Raw genomic sequence first — 14405 nt, 5'->3', positions numbered from 1 at the left:
GACTGCCTGGCTGAGAAAATCATGCTTTCAAACAGTAGGGGCGCAGCGGTTACTGCGCCCCGACGAGATTACTTCAGGAACTGTGACAGGTTTTCTTTGTCAACCGGTACGTACGGTACGCGAACTACCTTGTTTTCAATCTTGAAGTTGGTGCCTTCACCTGCCGGTTTACCCAGTGCCAGGTTTTTCGCCAGATCAATCGTCGCCTTGGCCTGGTTGTCTGCGTCGTTCAGCACGGTACCAGCCAGTGCGCCGGATTTGATCAGCGACAGCGCTTCTGGCAGGGCGTCAACGCCGAACACTGGAATGCTGCTCTTGTTGTGGGCTTTCAGCGCTTCTACTGCACCCATGGCCATGGCGTCGTTGTTGGCAATCAGCACTTCAATTTTGTTGGCGTTGGGACCGGACATCCAGGCGTCAACCTTGTCTTTAGCCATCGCGGTGTCCCACATGGCGGTATCCATCTGCAACTGCTGGACTTTCATGCCTTCTTTGGTAAGGGTGTCAACCACATATTTAGTACGGGCCTCGGCATCCGGATGGCCCGGCTCACCTTTCAGCAGTGCGTATTGGATGGTGCCGTCTTTGTTAAGATCCCAGGCCGGATTCGCTTTCCAGTGCTTGGCGATCAACTGGCCCTGAATGATACCGGACTCTTTGGAGTCAGTACCGACGTAGTAGGCTTTGTCGTAGCTGGCCAGTACTTTGGCATTCGGTTCTTTGTTAAAGAACACGACCGGTACATCGGCGGCTTTCGCTTTTTGCACCACTATGGCAGCAGCTGCCGGGTCAACCAGGTTGATAGCCAGTGCTTTCACGCCTTTAGCCAGCAGCACGTCTACCTGATCGTTCTGTTTGGATTGGTCGTTTTGTGAGTCGTTCATCAGTAGTTCGACGCCACCCAGAGCTTTAGCTTCTTTTTCAATATCTTTGCGCACCATCGACATGAAGTTATCGTCGTATTTGTAGATGGTGACGCCGATACGGGTGTCTGCAGCATGGGCAGTGGCTCCGAACATCATGCTGGCAACCAGGGCAGTGAGAGTGAAAACCTTCTTATTCATGATATCTCCGGGTTTATGCAGGGTAGTTCTCAGTCCGGCCATACGACGCAGGATAGACGTAGTACGGCAGTCAGTTAGTTATCGTCAGCATGGTGTAATAGCGCCGGGCTGACGGAGATTGCAGGCATGGCCCGCTTAAAGCCTGACTTCCCTGTTTTCAGACCGTGCTCGCCTGCTCGGCGGCGCGGCCTGATATGCATCCTGAAACAGATAGCGTCCTGAAATCGGTATTGTGAACGTTTTCGCCGTGGCGGCCGCTAACGATTCAACTGACTGGGCGACCGTGTTGCAAGGCGTCCGGCCTACGCAGTACGCCATCATGATAGAGAGCGCAATGTTAATTAACTGTGAATTTACTCACAAATTGAAAGCGGTTACATCGGTGATTTAAAAGATTTAGTGACCGTATCCACATTTTCACATGTGGCTACCGAGTGTCGCTTTACCAGCGTCGGCATGAAGCAGTGTCTGTCTGTGGGGGCCAACAGCCCGGCTGCGCCTTTTAGCGCCAGTTCGGTAGCGATTTTCGCCATGGAAACAATAGGGTAACGGATGGTTGTCAGTCGCGGGTCGGTGTAACGGGAAATGGGGATATCATCGAAGCCGACCACTGAGAACCGTTCCGGTACCGGAATACCGTTATCTTTTAGTGCCATCAGTGCGCCAGCCGCCATGCCATCGTTGTAGGTGAATACTGCCGTGAGCTGCTGGTTGTGCCCCAGCAATTCCACCATTGCCGTTTCACCGCCTTGCAAGTCCGGCTCGCCGCTGGCTATCCACTCATTCGGCGGCTCGATACCGTGTTCCTGCAACGCCTGCCGCCAGCCGGTAAGGCGCTCCATGACGTCCTCTATCGGATGGCTGGAGCGCAGATAGCCAATGCGCTGATGCCCTTGTTGTAACAGCATTCGGGTCGCCATCATGGCGCCGCTGACGTTATCGAGGCAGACGCAGCGGTGTGGGTAGTCAGGCAGCAACCGGTTGATCAATACCATTCCGGGTACCTGATCCATGAACTCCGCCAGTTCCTCATCGGATAAGGCTTTGGCATGTACGATTAGCGCGTTGCAGCGCTGGCGAATCAGTACTTCAATAGCGTGTCGTTCTTTTTCTTCCTGGTGATAGGAGTTGTTAATCAGCACATGTTTTTGCAGGCGCTGCGCTACGGTATCGACGGCTTTGACCATCGCGCCGAAGAACGGGTCTGACACATCCATCACCACCACGCCGATAGTGTCGCTGACCTGAGAAGCCAACGCCTGCGCATTGGCGTTAGGTCGGTAACCTAACTGCTCAACCGTCAGCAACACCAGCTCGCGCGTTTGCTGGGTGACCGCGCTGTTGTTATTGAGCACACGGGAAACGGTAGCGATGGAAACGCCCGCCTGACGTGCGACATCACGGATGGTAATCATTCATACTCACCACAGAGGAAAAAGTTCACGAGGGTTGCCCTGACACTCAAGCTATCCTGGCCTATTCTGTCAGGCGTTATCACCAGACTACGTGAATCAGGTCACACTGATGAAAGCGGTTACATACAATTCCGTAACCTTTGTGACGAATGTCATTATCTGAACATAAAGACAGCAGCAATATTCCGGCGTGGCAATGTTTGAGGGGGAATATCACTCAGGGTAAATGCCCCGGCAGTGCGCCAGGGCAAAAGGAAAGAAATAGGTTTAATCGGCAGCGTAGCCACTGGTGGGAACGACCTCGCCGTCGAGCCAGGCCTGATTATCGCGCAGCGTCAGTCGCCCGGACAGAAACCAGCTTACCACCAGCGGATAAATGCTGTGTTCCTGTGTTTGCACCCGTTCCTGAATGTCTTGCTCGGTGTCGTCGGGGAATATCGGCACCCTGGCTTGCAGAATAATCGGACCACCGTCCAGCTCTTCGGTCACGAAATGCACTGAAGTGCCGTGTTCGCTGTCGCCGTTTTCCAGCGCTTTGCGGTGAGTATGTAAACCGGGATATTTCGGCAACAGTGATGGATGAATGTTCAACATCCTGCCGAGAAAACGAGCGACGAATCCGGCGCTGAGGATACGCATATACCCGGCTAATACCACCACATCCGGCTGATATGTTTCGATTTCTGCTGCCAGCGCTTCATCGAAATCGGCACGGCTGGCATAGTCACCCGGCAAGAGTGCGTGGGCGGCGATTCCGGCGTCACGCGCTCGCTCCAGGCCGAAGGCATCCGGATTATTACTGAATACTGCGGTAATTCGCCCGGCAATGCGACCATGCTGGCAGGCGTCAATTAACGCCTGCAGATTGCTTCCCTGACCTGAAATCAGGACAACGATGTTTTTCATCACTGGATGACCACGGTTTCTCCGCCATCGGTACGGGTAATGACACCGATTTTCCAGGCTGTTTCGCCGTTGCTGTTGAGGTGAGCGATAGCCTTGTCCGCCTGTTCGGCTGGCAGGGCGATGATCATGCCCACGCCACAGTTAAAGGTGCGATACATTTCGTGACGGCTGACGTTGCCATTTTGCTGCAGCCACTGGAACACCGGCGGCCACTGCCAGCTGGATTCTTCGATCGTCGCCTGCATACCTTCCGGCAGTACGCGCGGAATGTTTTCCCAGAAGCCGCCGCCGGTCAGGTGGGAAATGGCGTGTACGTCGATGTTTTCAATCAGTGACAGCACGGATTTCACGTAAATTTTAGTCGGGGCCAGCAGATGGTCTGCCAGCGGTTTGCCATCCAGTTGGACCTGTTCCGGGTTGGCGCCGCTGACTTCAAGGATCTTGCGGATCAATGAGTAGCCGTTGGAATGCGGTCCGCTTGAGGCCAGGGCTATCAGTGCGTCGCCTTCGCGTACTTTACTGCCGTCGATAATCTCGGCTTTTTCAACCACGCCAACGCAGAAACCGGCTACATCGTAGTCATCGCCGTGGTACATGCCGGGCATTTCGGCGGTTTCACCACCTACCAGCGCACAGCCGGACTGTTTGCAGCCTTCGGCGATACCGGTGATAACGCGGGTTGCAGTATCCACATCCAGCTTGCCGGTAGCGTAATAATCGAGGAAGAACAGCGGCTCGGCGCCCTGTACCACCAGATCGTTAACACACATCGCCACCAGGTCGATACCAATCGTATCGTGACGCTGCAGGTCCATCGCCAGACGCAGCTTGGTGCCAACCCCATCGGTGCCGGAAACCAGTACCGGTTCGCGGTATTTTTGCGGTAAGGCGCACAGGGCACCGAAACCGCCCAATCCTCCCATGACTTCCGGGCGACGGGTCTGTTTCACTACACCTTTGATACGGTCTACCAATGCATTGCCAGCATCAATATCCACGCCTGCGTCTTTATAGCTGAGAGAGGTTTTATCGGTCACTGCGGAGTCCCCACGGAGGTTACGATTGGTTTAAAAAATGGAGCGCGCTAATTCTAACAGCGTAAGCAAACGTTTGCGAGCGGTGTCTTTGCGGTGTGGTGGTTTCGGCAGGTCAACATAACGGTCTTTGTCGGCCAGCGGCGATAATTTCCGTTTCTGCTTGATTTGGATCAGACTTGAATCTATGGCGTAGATTGGAAAAAGCGGTATAATCCCGCGATTTTTTTGGCCGTCCACTGCCGATGGGGAGTAAAAAGTAATGAAAATCGTCGAGGTGAAACACCCGCTCGTCAAACATAAACTGGGTCTGATGCGCGAGCACGATATCAGTACCAAGCGTTTCCGTGAACTGGCGTCTGAAGTCGGTAGTTTGCTGACCTATGAAGCCACTGCCGATTTGGCGACGGAAAAAGTGACCATCGAAGGCTGGTGCGGTCCGGTTGAAGTTGACCAAATCAAAGGTAAGAAAATTACTGTTGTGCCGATCCTGCGTGCCGGCCTTGGCATGATGGAAGGGGTGCTGGAAAACGTTCCGAGCGCGCGTATCAGCGTGGTGGGGATGTACCGCGACGAACAGACGCTGGAGCCGGTACCCTATTTTCAGAAACTGGCTTCCAATATCGATGAGCGCATGGCGTTGGTAGTAGACCCGATGCTGGCGACAGGCGGTTCGATGATCGCAACCATCGACCTGCTGAAAAAAGCCGGTTGCCGCAGCATTAAAGTGTTGGTACTGGTAGCAGCGCCGGAAGGCATCGCCGCGCTGGAGAAAGTGCATCCGGATGTGGAACTGTACACCGCCTCGATTGACAAGGGCCTCAACGAACACGGTTACATCATGCCGGGTCTGGGCGATGCAGGCGACAAGCTGTTTGGTACTAAGTGATAGCCAGCCGACTGTAGAGTCGGCTTTTTTTTGCGTATGGGCTGCCCGTTTCTGACGTAACGGATTGTCCCTGTGCATTCCATGGATGGCGACATTTTTTCAGCGTCGGTGTTTGCCGGCGCTGAACTTTCTGCCGGGTTCCCCGGTATTTTTCAGTCTGAGACACAGAGGAAAACAAGATGACTCGTCGCGCCATCGGCGTCAGTGAACGCCCCCCACTTTTGCAAACGATACCGCTGAGTTTCCAGCATCTGTTTGCGATGTTCGGTGCCACCGTACTGGTGCCGATTCTGTTTAAGATCAATCCGGCGACGGTATTGCTGTTTAACGGCATCGGCACGCTGCTCTATCTGTTTATCTGCAAAGGTAAAATACCGGCGTATCTGGGTTCCAGCTTTGCATTTCTCTCACCGGTATTTCTGCTGTTGCCGCAGGGATATGAAGTGGCGCTGGGTGGCTTTATCCTGTGCGGCGCACTGTTTTGTCTGGTGGCATTGTTGGTGAAAAAAGCCGGGACCGGCTGGCTGGACGTGATTTTCCCGCCGGCAGCGATGGGGGCGATTGTTGCAGTCATTGGTCTGGAATTGGCTGGCGTGGCTGCCAACATGGCAGGGTTACTGCCGGCAGCGGGTGCGGAAATGGACGGCAAGACCGTGGCGGTATCGCTGGTAACGCTGGCGGTAACCGTGCTGGGTTCTGTGCTGTTCCGCGGTTTCCTGGCTATTATCCCAATCCTGATCGGCGTATTGGTGGGGTATGCACTTTCTTTTGCTATGGGCATGGTGGATTTGGCTCCTATCGCTCAGGCGCACTGGTTCGCTTTACCCACCTTCTATACACCGCGCTTTGAGTGGGTGGCGATGTTGACGGTGTTGCCAGCCGCACTGGTGGTGGTAGCCGAGCACGTTGGTCATCTGGTGGTGACCGCCAATATCGTGAAAAAGGATTTGATGCGCGAGCCAGGCTTGCATCGTTCTTTGTTCGCTAACGGCGTATCTACCATGTTGTCCGGTTTCTTTGGTTCCACGCCAAATACCACCTATGGTGAGAATATCGGCGTACTGGCGATTACCAAAGTGTACAGTACCTGGGTGATTGGCGGGGCGGCGGTGATTGCGATTCTGCTCTCCTGCGTTGGCAAACTGGCCGCAGCAATTCAGGCAGTGCCGGTACCGGTGATGGGCGGCGTGTCGCTGCTGCTGTACGGTGTGATCGGCGCGTCTGGTATCCGGGTGTTGATTGAGTCCAAAGTGGATTACAACAAAGCGCAGAACCTGATCCTGACCTCAGTTATCCTGATCATCGGCGTCAGCGGCGCGAAGATCCACCTGGGTGCGGTGGAGCTGAAAGGCATGGCACTGGCCACCGTGGTAGGCGTGTTTCTGAGCGTGCTGTTCCGTGTTATCAGCATGGTTCGTAAAGAGGAAGAGGTGATCGACGAAGAGGACAGCAAGTCATCTGATCACTAATCTCCCGGCCCGTCGGCATTCCGATGGGTAATGCGGTGAACCGGCCGGATGCCGGTTCAATCGCCAAAGGTTTCTATGCTAAACTTAATTTGTTTTCCTGCCCGTTTGGTTTGAGGTGCTTCTGAACACACCGGCACAGTTATCATTGCCACTCTATTTACCCGATGACGAAACCTTTGCCAGTTTCTATCCGGGAGAGAATACATCTCTGCTGGCTGCCATCCACACAACGCTGGATCAGGAACATGGCAGTTATATCTATTTCTGGTCGCGTGAGGGTGGGGGGCGTAGTCACCTGCTACATGCCGCCTGTGCGGAGTTATCCCGTCTTGGTCGTGCGGTCGGTTATGTGCCGCTGGATAAGCGCGCCTATTTCGTACCGGATGTACTGGAGGGGATGGAGCAACTGGCGTTGGTGTGCATCGATAATATTGAGTCGATTGCTGGCGATGACGCGTGGGAAATGGCGCTGTTTAATCTGTATAACCGCATTCAGGAAGGTGGGCGTACCCGGTTACTGATAACCGGTGATCGCCCACCGCGCCAAATCAACCTGCAACTGGCAGATCTTGCCTCGCGTCTCGACTGGGGGCAAATCTACCGGTTACAACCGCTGTCGGATGAAGAGAAAGGCGAAGCGCTGAAGTTACGTGCACGGTTGCGTGGTTTTGAACTGCCGGAAGACGTCAGCCGTTTTCTGCTGAAACGGCTGGATCGAGAGATGCGTACCCTGTTCATGACGCTGGATCAATTGGATCATGCCTCTATCACCGCCCAGCGTAAGCTGACGATCCCTTTCGTCAAAGAGATTCTCGGCTTGTAATGTTGCCTGTTACAGTATATCCAGCACCTGCTCCGGCGGACGGCCAAGTTTAGCTTTACCGTTGGCTATCACAATCGGGCGTTCGATCAGTTTCGGGTGAGTGACCATCGCCTCAATCAATTGCGTTTCCGTCAGGCTGTCGTCGGCCAGATTCAGCTCACGGTACAGATCTTCTTTTCGGCGCATCAATTCGCGTGCACTGGCAAAATCCAATTGTTTAATCAGCTTACCCAGTGTGGCGGCATCCGGCGGTGTGTCGAGATACAACACGACGTCCGGTTCAATGCCTTGTTGCTGCAGCAACGCCAATGTTTCACGGCTCTTGGTGCAACGGGGATTATGATAAATGGTCACCGGTTTACTCATTCCACTCACCTTTTTCAGGATTTTTCATAAGGACGAAAGCGTTGCTGTAGCGCACGTAACTGATCGATGCGGGCATCGTAGCGTGCCTGATCGAGACTGCCGAGTTTGCTTTGCGAGCTGGCGTTGCTCAGCAAACGAATCGCCTGATCCAGCTTGCCGTTCAATGCCAGGCTTTCCGCACGGGATGCCAATTCATCGCCGCGCATATTCTGCGCTGCGGAAGCTTGCGCCAGTAAGTCCCAGCCATTTGGATCGTCGGGATGGGAATAAGTGTATTTGCGCAGAATACGGATAGCGTCGGCTGATTTGTGGCTTTCCACCATCGCGTTAGCCAGGTTGAGCTGCAATACCGGGTTGTCTTGCACGTCCGGCACTTTCTGCAGGCGAGCAACCGCCAGGTCGGCGCGTTGCTGGCCGATATCGATATCGGTCATCAAATCAAGAAACCAGGGGTTTGACGGCGATTTGTCCAGCAACGGTTGCAGTGTGGCGCGTGCTTCATCGTACTTCTTGGCCTGATAGGCATGAATGGCGCGGCCATACTGAGCAGCTTGCTGTTCGCGCGCATTGCCTTTAGCCCAGTTATCCAACAGGGCGGCGCCATACGGGTTGTCCTGCGATCCGTACATTCCCAGCACACGCGCCTTGGCGAACAGGAAATCCTGAGAAGAGTGCACCGGGGTTGATTTCATTTGGTTAGCACGGTTACGCGCGTCTGACAGTCGGCTTTCCGGTAGCGGGTGCGTCAGCAGCATTTCCGGCGGTTTGGTGGCATAGCGAGACATATCCGCCAGCCGTTGCAGGAAATTGGGCATCGCCTGAGGGTCGAATCCGGCGCGTTGCAATACCTGAATCCCGATACGATCCGCTTCCTGTTCATTCGCCTGGGTAAAACTGATGATGCTTTGCTGCGCGCCTGCCAGCGTGCCGCTCAGTGCGGCGAACCCGGCCTGTGGGTTTGCCATCGCCAGCAGCAGTGAGCCGAACGCGCCTGCCCAGGCCAGCGGTGCACTGGCTTTCTGAGCCTCCATGGCGCGTGCCAGATGCCGCTGGGTTACGTGGGAGATTTCGTGCGCCAGTACCGAGGCTAGCTCACTTTCACTTTCCACATAGCGGAACAGCCCGGAGTGCAACACCACATTACCGCCAAAGAAGGCAAAAGCGTTGATTTCGTCATTATTGACCAGGAAGAAATGAAACGGGGTGCGTACGGAATCGGCTGACTTGACCAGTCGCCCACCCAACTGATTGATATATTGCAGCAACAGCGGGTCGTTAATCAGCGGTGCGCCGGCGCGTAACTGGCGCAGGTAAAAATCCCCCATGACCAGTTCCTGATTGATGCTGAGCGTTCCACCGGCGGTGGTGCCGATATCCGGCAGCGTGTCCTGTGTCGTGGCTGTGACCATCAGCGGGCTTGCGCTTAGTAACGCGCCTGCCAGTATGGCGATGACCGTCTGTTTGAACCGATAGGACATAACGAAGACAACCTTTCGAACAACCTGAAAGAATGGTCATCATCTTAGCCAGCAGTGGCAAACAATGAAACATGAATAGGGAAAAAGGCGGTGTAAAAAATGGGAAATGCGTGGTGGTCTGTGGTTTGCCGACGCACCGAATACTGCGTCGGCAATAATCAGGAGCAGAATAATCAAGAAAGAAAAAGGCTCAGGCACCTTTTAAGTAATTCAGTACGATATCGTGGTGATTACTGGTCTTGAAGTCATCGAATACTTTTTCGATGTTGCCTTCCGCGTTGATCAGAAAACTGACCCGGTGAATACCGTCATAGGTTTTCCCCATAAAGGTTTTTTCACCCCATACGCCGAACTGTTCAGCTACCTGATGGTCTTCATCAGCCAGCAGGGTAAAGTTCAGCAGCTCTTTTTCCGTAAAGCGGGACAATTTCTCCGGCTTATCGGTGCTGATACCCAGAACCTCAACGCCGAATTTCTTCAGCTCGTCCATGTTATCGCGAAGCCCACAGGCTTGCACGGTGCAACCTGGCGTCATGGCCTTGGGATAGAAATACACCAACACCCGTTGGCCCTGGAAGTCGGCCAAATTAACTTGTTCGCCATCCTGGTCGGGCAAGCTAAATTTCGGTGCAATATCACCGGCTTTCAGTGTGGTCATCACTACTCTCCATCTTTCTCTTCGTGCTGTGGATAGGTCACAACGCTAATACTGCCTTGCGCGTGCAGTTCTGTACATAGCTGATGAAAGGCTGGCTCAATAATTGAACCAGCCAGTGCAGTCGGGCTGTGCGCCGTAATCTGGATGTACAGTTGCGGCGGCGTATCGCCATCGGCGGGACGGGTTTTGGATACCAGCCCGGCGATGTTCATTTGATGGGAATCAAACAGATCAGTAAAGCGTTCAATGATGTGTGGGGAGTCAGCAACATCCACTTTGACCCACACGGTAGCCGGCATTGGCGGGCGCGACTGCGATTCAGTGCGTTTCATCACAATCAGCAAATCCAGTTCTGCACCCTTTTGCGGCAGGGTGGATTCGATGAGCGTAATCGCATTCCAACTGCCGGACAGCAGCATGATAAAAGTGAATTCCGTGCCTAGCATCGCAAGTCGGCTATCTTCGATGTTGCAGCCACAGCTACTGACGTGACGGGTAATCGTATTCACGATACCGGGACGATCAGTCCCCAACGCGGTAATGACCAGATAGTGTTCTTGTGAGCGCGGCAAAATTGTGCTTCCTGTACAAAATGTTGGAAGTAACATGGTAAACATAAAAAAAACCACCTGCCAAGCGCTGACAACCGTGGTTGCAAGCTTGCTTTTGCATAGAGGTCAAAAGTACCATGAAGCACTTGTTTGTGGAGGGGATGGCTAATGTTTACGGGTAGTATTGTTGCTCTGGTGACGCCGATGGACGACAAGGGTGCTGTTGATCGCGCGAGCCTGAAAAAACTGATTGATTATCATGTCGCTAGCGGCACGTCTGCGATTGTGTCGGTGGGTACCACCGGCGAGTCCGCCACCTTGAGTCACGATGAGCATGGCGATGTGGTGATGCTGACGCTGGAATTGAGCGATGGCCGTATCCCGGTTATTGCCGGTACCGGTGCCAATTCGACCGCTGAGGCGATTTCCCTTACCCAGCGTTTTAACGATACAGGTGTTGCCGGGTGCCTTACCGTGACGCCGTATTACAACAAACCGACCCAGAACGGTTTGTTTCTGCATTTTAAGGCGATTGCCGAGCACACTGACCTGCCGCAGATCCTCTACAACGTGCCGTCCCGTACTGGTTGTGACATGTTGCCGGAAACCGTCGCCCGTCTGTCAGAAATCAAAAATATTGTTGCCATCAAAGAAGCGACTGGGAACTTAAGCCGGGTTAGCCAGATCCAAGAGCTGGTTCATGAAAGTTTCATTCTGCTGAGCGGCGATGACGCCAGCTCGCTGGACTTTATGCAACTGGGTGGTAATGGCGTAATTTCCGTCACAGCTAACATCGCAGCCCGCGAAATGGCGGCGTTATGCGAGCTGGCGGCACAGGGGAATTTCGTCGAAGCCCGCCGCCTGAATCAACGTCTGATGCCGCTGCATCAGAAACTGTTTGTTGAACCCAATCCGATTCCGGTGAAATGGGCCTGTAAGGCATTGGGATTGATGGCGACCGATACGCTTCGTCTGCCGATGACGCCGCTGACCGATGCTGGTCGTGACGTGATGGCGCAGGCTATGAAGCAGGCGGGTCTGCTGTAACCGTTAGGGAGATTTGATGAGTTCTTCATTGCAAAAGTCGATGGTGGCAAAGGTTGTCGGTGTTTCGCTGATCATGTTGCTGGCCGCTTGTTCCAGCGATCAACGCTACAAGCGTCAGGTCAACGGCGATGAATCCTATCTGAAAACCCCTGAACACCGGGCACTGAATGTGCCGCCCGGTTTGATTCTGCCGTTGCAGAATGGGGATTTTGATATTCCTCCGGTCAACCAGAATGGGCCGGTAGGCAAAGCGTTGGATATTCGTCCGCCAATGCAGCCATTGGCTTTGTTAAATGGTTCCCGCGGTCAGGTTTCGGGTAATACCGCTACGTTGTTACTGGAAAATAATGCGCGCAACAGTAGCCTGTGGGCAGTGTTGACGCAGGTTCTTCAGTCAAAAGGTTATACGATTGCCAGCCGTCAGGATGCCAGCCGAACGCTGACCACCGATTGGATCAACTGGAAGCGTGAAGATGAAGACGTGGCGCATCAGGCGCGTTATCAGATAACCCTGCAGACTCAGGGGTATCAGTTGGCTCTGACAGTGAAGTTGCTGGATCTGCAGCAGAACACCAGCCCTGTAACGGAACGCAGCGAAATTCAGCGTTATGCCGCGCTGATGCTCAATACGCTATCTGATGAACTGGATAAACGCCTGAACGAGAATGACAGCGCGCAGGCCAGTCGTAATAGCCAGCAACTGAATGTTCAGAGCGGTGCTGATGACTCCGGTTTGCCGTTGCTGGTGGTACGTGGTCCCTACAATCAGGTATGGGATCGCCTGCCGAAAGCGCTGGAGAAGATCGGCATGACTGTGAGTGATCGCAGCCGTCCGCAAGGGTCAATATCAGTCAGCTATAAGGCGCCGGGCAGCGGCACCTGGAATGAGTTGGGCGCGCACGATCCGTCATTGCCGAACGGCGATTACAAACTGCAGGTCGGTGATTTGGGCAATCGCAGTACGTTGCAATTTATCGACTCGAAAGGACATACGCTAAGCCAGTCGCAAAATGACGCGCTGATCGCGGTGTTCCAGGCCGCGTTTAGCAAATCGTAAAACGCAAGAATATATACCCTAAATAATTCGAGTTGCAGGCAGGCGGCGACGCAGCGAATCCCCAGGAGCTTACTTAAGTAAGTGACTGGGGTGAACGAGGAAAGCCAACGCACATGCAACTTGAAGTATGACGGGTATAAGGGTCGGGTTCTCCGGCCCTTCTTCATTTAGTCATCAACGTGATGGGTTTATCAACACGTTCAATTAACGGGCACCGGTGCAGGTGGCCCTTACTTGTGTGGAGTAATTAAAGATGCAAAAGCTAGCTGAGTTGTATCGCGGAAAAGCGAAAACGGTCTACACCACGGACGATCCGGATCTGCTGGTGCTGGAATTCCGCAATGATACGTCAGCAGGGGATGGTGCTCGCATTGAGCAGTTTGATCGCAAAGGGATGGTGAATAACAAGTTCAACCACTTCATCATGACCAGGCTGGAAGAGGCCGGTATCCCGACCCAGATGGTGCGTCTGCTGTCTGATACTGAAGTGCTGGTGAAGAAGCTGGAGATGGTGCCAGTCGAGTGTGTGGTGCGTAACCGTGCTGCGGGGTCGTTGGTTAAGCGTCTGGGTATCACGGAAGGTGAAATTCTCAATCCTCCGTTGTTCGACCTGTTTTTGAAAAACGATGCCATGCATGACCCGATGGTGAATGAGTCCTACTGTAAAACCTTCGGTTGGGTCAGTGAAGAAAATTTGGCACGTATGAAGGAACTGAGCTACAAAGCCAATGAGGTGCTGAGCAAGCTGTTTGGTGATGCGGGTCTGATTTTGGTGGACTTTAAGCTGGAGTTCGGTCTTTTTAAAGGTGAAGTGGTGCTGGGTGATGAGTTCTCGCCGGACGGTAGCCGCCTGTGGGACAAAGAAACCCTGAACAAAATGGATAAAGACCGTTTCCGTCAGAGCCTGGGTGGGCTGATTGAAGCCTACGAGGAAGTCGCACACCGTCTGGGTGTTAAATTAGACTAACAGCGCAATCGTTTACGTTCTGGCGACCAGCTTCTGTTTCCGGTTGCCAGAACGATATTATCGTTTAATTGACGCTGTCTGATAACGTCAGACGGTGAGTTTGTCCAAACACCCTATCTCCAGCCTGTTTCTGGCTGCGTTGCACTCTTTCTGCTGTCTCTGTTCAATGAGTGCTATTATTCTCCGCCTGTGTATTGGCTGATTCCGGCAAGGATAGGTTTTTTATGGCCTTTTTTGACCCAACGTTGCTTATTTTACTGGCTCTGGCCGCTCTTGGCATCATCAGTCAGAACATGACTGTTACTCTGGCTATTCTGCTTCTACTCGTGGTGCGCATTACGCCATTAAATCACTATTTCCCATGGGTGGAAAAATATGGCCTGTCGTTTGGCGTGCTGGTACTGACTATCGGAGTCATGGCACCGATTGCCAGCGGCAAAATTTCTGCCAGCGATGTGTTCTCTTCTTTTTTACACTGGAGATCTCTGCTGGCTGTGGTGATCGGTATCGCTGTTTCCTGGCTGGGCGGGCGTGGCGTTGTGCTGATGAGCAATCAGCCCTCGGTCGTGGCTGGCCTGTTGGTCGGTACGGTGATGGGGGTGGCGCTGTTCCGTGGCGTGCCGGTAGGGCCGCTGATTGCTGCGGGGTTGCTGTCGCTGTTGGTCGGTAAAGGCTAGGTTT

15 protein-coding genes are annotated in these 14405 nt (G+C 53.6%); 7 read left to right on the top strand and 8 right to left on the bottom strand.

The genetic code is table 11. The annotated features are described in order from the left end of the window. Positions 1-68: 68 nt before the first annotated feature. From mglB to purM, 4 genes are all read right to left on the bottom strand, one after another. Entirely contained in the window at positions 69-1064 is a 996-nt protein-coding gene (gene mglB / locus Dpoa569_RS13055; protein WP_042869399.1) for a galactose/glucose ABC transporter substrate-binding protein MglB, read from the bottom strand. Between the two features lie 374 nt (positions 1065-1438). Continuing rightward, entirely contained in the window at positions 1439-2479 is a 1041-nt protein-coding gene (galS, locus tag Dpoa569_RS13050; protein WP_042869400.1) for an HTH-type transcriptional regulator GalS, read from the bottom strand. Between the two features lie 267 nt (positions 2480-2746). Further along, a complete protein-coding gene (gene purN, locus Dpoa569_RS13045) occupies positions 2747-3385 on the bottom strand; it encodes a phosphoribosylglycinamide formyltransferase (protein ID WP_042869401.1) in 639 nt (212 codons plus the stop codon). Beyond that, on the bottom strand, positions 3385-4422 hold the full coding sequence (purM, locus tag Dpoa569_RS13040; protein ID WP_042869402.1) for a phosphoribosylformylglycinamidine cyclo-ligase: 1038 nt from the start codon (positions 4420-4422) through the stop codon (positions 3385-3387). Before purM ends, purN begins: the two co-directional genes overlap by 1 nt. Before the next feature lie 259 nt (positions 4423-4681). Here purM and upp point away from each other — a divergent pair, with 259 nt between their 5' ends. From upp to hda, 3 genes are all read left to right on the top strand, one after another. Further along, positions 4682-5308, top strand: coding sequence for a uracil phosphoribosyltransferase (gene upp / locus Dpoa569_RS13035; protein WP_042869404.1), 627 nt, complete (start codon positions 4682-4684; stop codon positions 5306-5308). Between the two features lie 179 nt (positions 5309-5487). Continuing rightward, positions 5488-6777, top strand: a complete 1290-nt coding sequence (uraA, locus tag Dpoa569_RS13030; protein ID WP_146411429.1) for a uracil permease — start codon at positions 5488-5490, stop codon at positions 6775-6777. 115 nt (positions 6778-6892) lie between these two features. After that, positions 6893-7600 carry a DnaA inactivator Hda gene (gene hda / locus Dpoa569_RS13025; RefSeq protein WP_042869405.1) on the top strand — a complete coding sequence of 236 codons (708 nt, stop codon included), beginning with the start codon at positions 6893-6895 and terminating at the stop codon, positions 7598-7600. A 9-nt stretch (positions 7601-7609) separates the two neighbouring features. On the opposite strand, the gene arsC is transcribed toward hda, so the two are convergent. From arsC to Dpoa569_RS13005, 4 genes are all read right to left on the bottom strand, one after another. Beyond that, positions 7610-7966 carry an arsenate reductase (glutaredoxin) gene (gene arsC, locus Dpoa569_RS13020; RefSeq protein ID WP_146411426.1) on the bottom strand — a complete coding sequence of 119 codons (357 nt, stop codon included), beginning with the start codon at positions 7964-7966 and terminating at the stop codon, positions 7610-7612. Positions 7967-7980: 14 nt separating this feature from the next. Beyond that, the gene (bepA, locus tag Dpoa569_RS13015) at positions 7981-9444 is read right to left on the bottom strand and encodes a beta-barrel assembly-enhancing protease (protein WP_042869408.1); all 1464 of its coding nucleotides are present in this window, start codon (positions 9442-9444) and stop codon (positions 7981-7983) included. Between the two features lie 190 nt (positions 9445-9634). Next, entirely contained in the window at positions 9635-10102 is a 468-nt protein-coding gene (bcp, locus tag Dpoa569_RS13010) for a thioredoxin-dependent thiol peroxidase (protein WP_042869410.1), read from the bottom strand. A gap of 2 nt (positions 10103-10104) precedes the next feature. After that, positions 10105-10674, bottom strand: a complete 570-nt coding sequence (locus tag Dpoa569_RS13005) for a glycine cleavage system transcriptional repressor (protein ID WP_042869411.1) — start codon at positions 10672-10674, stop codon at positions 10105-10107. Positions 10675-10821: 147 nt separating this feature from the next. Between Dpoa569_RS13005 and dapA the strand changes: the two genes are divergently transcribed. The 4 genes from dapA to Dpoa569_RS12985 all read left to right on the top strand — a co-directional run bounded on the left by dapA (position 10822) and on the right by Dpoa569_RS12985 (position 14401). Next, positions 10822-11700 (top strand): 4-hydroxy-tetrahydrodipicolinate synthase, encoded by an 879-nt coding sequence (gene dapA / locus Dpoa569_RS13000; protein ID WP_042869413.1) that lies wholly within the window; start codon positions 10822-10824, stop codon positions 11698-11700. A 16-nt stretch (positions 11701-11716) separates the two neighbouring features. Next, positions 11717-12757: an outer membrane protein assembly factor BamC gene (bamC, locus tag Dpoa569_RS12995; protein ID WP_042869415.1), complete on the top strand. Its 1041-nt coding sequence runs from the start codon at positions 11717-11719 to the stop codon at positions 12755-12757. 253 nt (positions 12758-13010) lie between these two features. Beyond that, on the top strand, positions 13011-13724 hold the full coding sequence (gene purC, locus Dpoa569_RS12990) for a phosphoribosylaminoimidazolesuccinocarboxamide synthase (RefSeq protein WP_042869418.1): 714 nt from the start codon (positions 13011-13013) through the stop codon (positions 13722-13724). 224 nt (positions 13725-13948) lie between these two features. Then, positions 13949-14401, top strand: coding sequence for a DUF441 domain-containing protein (locus Dpoa569_RS12985; RefSeq protein WP_042869420.1), 453 nt, complete (start codon positions 13949-13951; stop codon positions 14399-14401). Positions 14402-14405 lie beyond the last annotated feature (4 nt).

Source organism: Dickeya poaceiphila, assembly GCF_007858975.2.
Taxonomy (GTDB): Bacteria; Pseudomonadota; Gammaproteobacteria; order Enterobacterales; family Enterobacteriaceae; genus Dickeya; species Dickeya poaceiphila.
The sequence above is the reverse complement of the archived record's forward strand: the minus strand, read 5'-3'. Positions and strand labels throughout refer to the sequence as shown.

Excerpts from the sequence above, each read along its gene's own strand:
- bamC (WP_042869415.1), top strand. The coding sequence starts at position 11,717 with ATGAGTTCTTCATTGCAAAAGTCGATGGTGGCAAAGGTTGTCGGTGTT.
- uraA (WP_146411429.1), top strand. The coding sequence starts at position 5,488 with ATGACTCGTCGCGCCATCGGCGTCAGTGAACGCCCCCCACTTTTGCAA.
- purN (WP_042869401.1), bottom strand. The coding sequence starts at position 3,385 with ATGAAAAACATCGTTGTCCTGATTTCAGGTCAGGGAAGCAATCTGCAG.
- bepA (WP_042869408.1), bottom strand. The coding sequence starts at position 9,444 with ATGTCCTATCGGTTCAAACAGACGGTCATCGCCATACTGGCAGGCGCG.
- galS (WP_042869400.1), bottom strand. The coding sequence starts at position 2,479 with ATGATTACCATCCGTGATGTCGCACGTCAGGCGGGCGTTTCCATCGCT.
- upp (WP_042869404.1), top strand. The coding sequence starts at position 4,682 with ATGAAAATCGTCGAGGTGAAACACCCGCTCGTCAAACATAAACTGGGT.
- dapA (WP_042869413.1), top strand. The coding sequence starts at position 10,822 with ATGTTTACGGGTAGTATTGTTGCTCTGGTGACGCCGATGGACGACAAG.
- mglB (WP_042869399.1), bottom strand. The coding sequence starts at position 1,064 with ATGAATAAGAAGGTTTTCACTCTCACTGCCCTGGTTGCCAGCATGATG.
- purC (WP_042869418.1), top strand. The coding sequence starts at position 13,011 with ATGCAAAAGCTAGCTGAGTTGTATCGCGGAAAAGCGAAAACGGTCTAC.
- Dpoa569_RS12985 (WP_042869420.1), top strand. The coding sequence starts at position 13,949 with ATGGCCTTTTTTGACCCAACGTTGCTTATTTTACTGGCTCTGGCCGCT.
- arsC (WP_146411426.1), bottom strand. The coding sequence starts at position 7,966 with ATGAGTAAACCGGTGACCATTTATCATAATCCCCGTTGCACCAAGAGC.
- bcp (WP_042869410.1), bottom strand. The coding sequence starts at position 10,102 with ATGACCACACTGAAAGCCGGTGATATTGCACCGAAATTTAGCTTGCCC.